This is a genomic window from Methylocaldum sp. (genome assembly GCF_039794385.1).
In the GTDB taxonomy this organism is placed as follows: domain Bacteria; phylum Pseudomonadota; class Gammaproteobacteria; order Methylococcales; family Methylococcaceae; genus Methylocaldum.
Map to the genome: position 1 here is coordinate 1 of NZ_JBDIVO010000401.1, position 3,849 is coordinate 3,849.

5 protein-coding genes are annotated in these 3,849 nt (G+C 59.4%); all 5 read right to left on the minus strand.

Annotated features, from left to right (window positions below):
- Window positions 1-384, minus strand: a complete 384-nt coding sequence (locus tag ABJK70_RS21575; RefSeq protein WP_086134932.1) for a DUF427 domain-containing protein — start codon at window positions 382-384, stop codon at window positions 1-3.
- 61 nt (window positions 385-445) lie between these two features.
- A complete protein-coding gene (locus ABJK70_RS21580; protein WP_077731506.1) occupies window positions 446-829 on the minus strand; it encodes a VOC family protein in 384 nt (127 codons plus the stop codon).
- Between the two features lie 60 nt (window positions 830-889).
- Window positions 890-2,521, minus strand: coding sequence for an ATP-binding protein (locus tag ABJK70_RS21585; RefSeq protein ID WP_347259085.1), 1,632 nt, complete (start codon window positions 2,519-2,521; stop codon window positions 890-892).
- Between the two features lie 340 nt (window positions 2,522-2,861).
- A complete protein-coding gene (locus ABJK70_RS21590) occupies window positions 2,862-3,581 on the minus strand; it encodes an RES family NAD+ phosphorylase (protein ID WP_205781120.1) in 720 nt (239 codons plus the stop codon).
- Window positions 3,547-3,849: MbcA/ParS/Xre antitoxin family protein (locus ABJK70_RS21595; RefSeq protein WP_347259086.1), on the minus strand; the 303-nt coding region annotated here is incomplete at its 5' end. The genes ABJK70_RS21590 and ABJK70_RS21595, both read right to left, overlap by 35 nt.

Here is a 3,849-nt window from a genome sequence, read left to right on the forward strand (position 1 = left end):
CTAGGCTCCAACTTCGACACGAATGTCCGAAAACTTGTCGTCGTAAAAGGCGATCCGGTCTTTCAGTTCACGATGCTCTTCGTAGGGGTCCTCGTAGGTCCAGACCGAATCCTCGAGTTTCGTTTCGCCGAGCTTCAGATCGAAGTAATGAGCGGTCCCCTTGAACGGGCACTCTGTCGTGGTATCCGAGCGTTCGAGCCGATCCAGCCTGACGTCGGAACGCGGGAAATAATAACGCGCAGGATGTCGGTCTTCGTCGACTTCGATCACGTCGCGCGAGTCGGCAATCACTTCGTTGTCGATTTTGACTTGCACTCTTTGACCGAGATGCTTTTCTTGCACTTTATGCTCTGGCCATTTTTGGTGTCCTGGCGATTTTTTCATGCTGACCTCCTGGCTTCTTGGCCATGATCGATGTCAAAGGCAGTCTCTACGGCCCGCATGCCTATCGGCCGCTGCCGTAGGGACGGGTGATGATCTCCAGAAGATGACCGTCCGGGTCTTCGAAATACACTCCGCGGCCGCCGTCGTTGCGATTGATCTGGCCCGGCCGGTGCTGGCCGGGATCGGCCCAGTACTCGAGACCCTGCTCGAGTATGCGGCCGAAGATCCGATCGAAGTCGTCTTCGCCGATCAGAAAAGCGTAGTGCTGCCAGGCGATCTCGCCGTCGGTCTCGTAGAAATCGAGCGAAACGCCGTTGCTGAACTCAACGACGAGGAAAGGTCCGAACGGTTTCTGCCCTGGCAGGCCGAGAATTTCGGTGAAGAACGTCGCCGACTTCCGCTTGTCCCGGCACGGGACGATGGTGTGATTGAGCTGTACGCTCATCTGCGATGCTCCCTGACGCCAAGTCTGTTAGCTTTGTGACCGAACGCAAGGTCAAGCAGTTCAACCCGGCTTCGCCGAATCACCGATCTCGCTGATCGGCAGTCGGACAACGAATTCGCTACCCTTTCCCCGGCCCTCGCTAAATGCTTGTATGGTGCCGCCGTGCATCGCCACCAGACTTTCGACCAGCGATAGGCCGATCCCCAAGCCCCCTTCGGTGCGGTCGAGAGTCCGGTCCACCTGATAAAAGAGATCGAACAGATGACACAACGCCGCCGGATCGATGCCGCGCCCGTTATCGCGGACCCGGATGGCGACCTCGTCGCCTTCGCGTTCGACGCTCAGCCGGATTTGCCCTCCCTCATCGGTGTACTTGGCGGCATTGTTGAGCAGATTCGAGACCACCTGCGCCAGCCGCACGAAGTCGCCTTCGACGTGGATAGTTTCCGAAGGCAGTTGCACGCGGAGTTCGTGCCGGCGCGCGTCGATCAGGGGACGGCTGGTTTCTACCGCGCGCTGCACGATATCGGCCACTACCAGCAATTCCCTGCGCAGTTCGATCTTGCCGCGGGTGATGCGGGATACGTCCAAGAGATCGTCCACCAGCCGGGCCAAATGCTCGACCTGCCGATCGATAACATCCCGCGTCCACTGAAGCTTGGGATCCTCCGTTCCCAATTTGCGCATGATTTGAACGGCGTTGCGGATCGGCGCCAGAGGGTTGCGGAGCTCGTGGGCCAGCATGGCGAGGAACTCGTCCTTCCGGCGGTCGGCCTCGCGTAACGCTTCCTCCGCGCGTTTGATCTCGGTAATGTCCTGGAGGATGCCGCGCAGAATGATGCCGCGGCCTTGGGAGCGCGGGTAAGCCGCGCCCCGGAAGTGTAAAGTTACGAAAATTCCGTCGGCACGAGTGCCCTGCAGTTCCAGGTCAAAAGCCGAATCGGCGGATGCGGTGTGCAGCACGTCGAGCACAGCTGCATGATCCTGAGGGTCGATGAACTGCAGCAATCCCTCAAGATTGCACGGAAAGTCGCTTAAGGGATCCACGGCAAAAATACGGCGGATGTTTCCGTCGCACAAGGGCTTCTGATCCACCGGGTCCCACTGCCAGACGCAAATGGCGGCTAGCGCTTGGAGATCCCGAAGTTGCTCCTCGGACAGTTGCAACGCGACTCGCTGGCGGAATCGACGAATCAGGAACCAGGCATGATCCGCGATCGCCTGGAGGGATGCGAGATCCTCGTTATCGTAGTCGACTGTTTTGTTGCCGACACCGACCAGCAGCACCACGCGATCATCGTATACGACCGGCACCCCCAGATGGCGCACCAGATGGACATGACCTTCCGGATAGCCCTGCTTGCGACTGAGCCCCTGGTAATCGTTGTGAACGTAGGGCCTGCGATGGCGGGCGCAGTCGGCCCAAATACCGGCGGTGCTTATCGGGTAATGGCGTTGATATACCGCTTGGCACTGGCGAAGGGTTGCGGCCGACCAGGTACCTAGTTCGATAGTCACCTGGTCTTCATTGACCAGATGGAAGTAGCCGACTTCACTGTCCGTCACTGCGACCGCCGCCTCGATAGCCGCGGAGTACAATCTGGGTTCGTCTGCGTCGAGAGCGTGGCGATATAAGTCCAGTAACGCGGATTTTGCCTTGTCGGGGATTGGGGCTAAGGGCGTATTAATCATTGATAAGAAATCATGTCACAGTGAAACAAGGCAGGCTTGTAGCCTTTCTCACCATTCTGGCCCGATGGCAAGAACGAGAGGGATTAGGGGCGCATGACGCTCAACTTCACAGCAACGTAAACAAAACTTCGATTTAGGCCCGCGTGTAAACCTTATCACGCGATCGCGAAGAGGTCCCAAGGGTCGGTTGTATCGCGCTCTCGCCGCCCGGAAGGTTTATCGTGTCCCTTTAATCTGGAATCGAAACCGAACGCATCGGTATTTATTGATAACTGAATGGCAAGAACCCGCAAGTTCGACCATTTTTTTCGGACAATGTTTTCGTTTTTTTGCCTGCCCGTCAGAACTCGAAAGCCCAGCTTTCCCGGTCCAACTGGCGCTGCAGCACGATACGGCGCGGCGGCTGGATCAATAAGGTCCAGGTTTGCTGATTGTTGCGGTACGGCTCCTTTACCGATTTGAAGGGTTGGGGATTCAGCACGGCCAGGCAGAAGCCGCCCGGCGCGCGCACCGATTCGTAACGAATCAGGCCGACCCAGGCTTCCCGTGCCTGTTCCGCCAGCAGCTGCGTGCCGGCGTAATCGGAAGGATGCGTCCAGGTCTCCCGATGGGACACCAGGGGCGGCTTCGAAAGGTCGATAGCCTTATCGGCGGCGGCATGAAATTCGAACAGGGTCAGCTCGACGCTCGCCGGACGGCCTGACAGGCCTTCGCTGTCCAGCCAGAACCGCAACCGCCAGTAGCCGCATTCGGCTGTGGCCGTTCGGCGATCCTCGGCGCCGTAAAAAACGCCGGGGTCGGTGCGCCGGCGAAATCGCGAACCGCCCGGCAGCGGCCAATAGCGGAACGGCGTCGCCAGCAGCCAGTGCAAGCCTTGGGCGTCAGCGGGCAGGCGCGGCTTGGCCTCGTCGAGGATGTCTTCCAGCAATGTCTGATCGTCCAGATTGCCCGAAGCGAGGTGCATGGTGGCAACCCGATGCTGCGCCTCGACTGCCCGCCAGCCGCTGCCCCGCCAGGGGCGTGGTTTAAACACGAGCACGGTGAGAATCCAAGTACTCACAGGCATGAATCAGGCCGTCGACCCGCTTGATGACCTCCAACGGCCGCTGTCCGTCGAAAGCGCGGTTGGCCGATTTCAGCCAGCTTCGGGCCAGTTCGTCGTCGCCGCCGACCAGCGATGACAGGGAACGATACAGGCGCACGAAATGGGCGGCCAGCTCCCAGGGTTTGCCGCCTTCCGGAAGAGCGTATCGGCCGTTCAACAGCCGGGACGCGGTCGGTTGGCTGGCGCCGATAATGCTTTTCAGATCGCTGGGCCCCAATCCCAG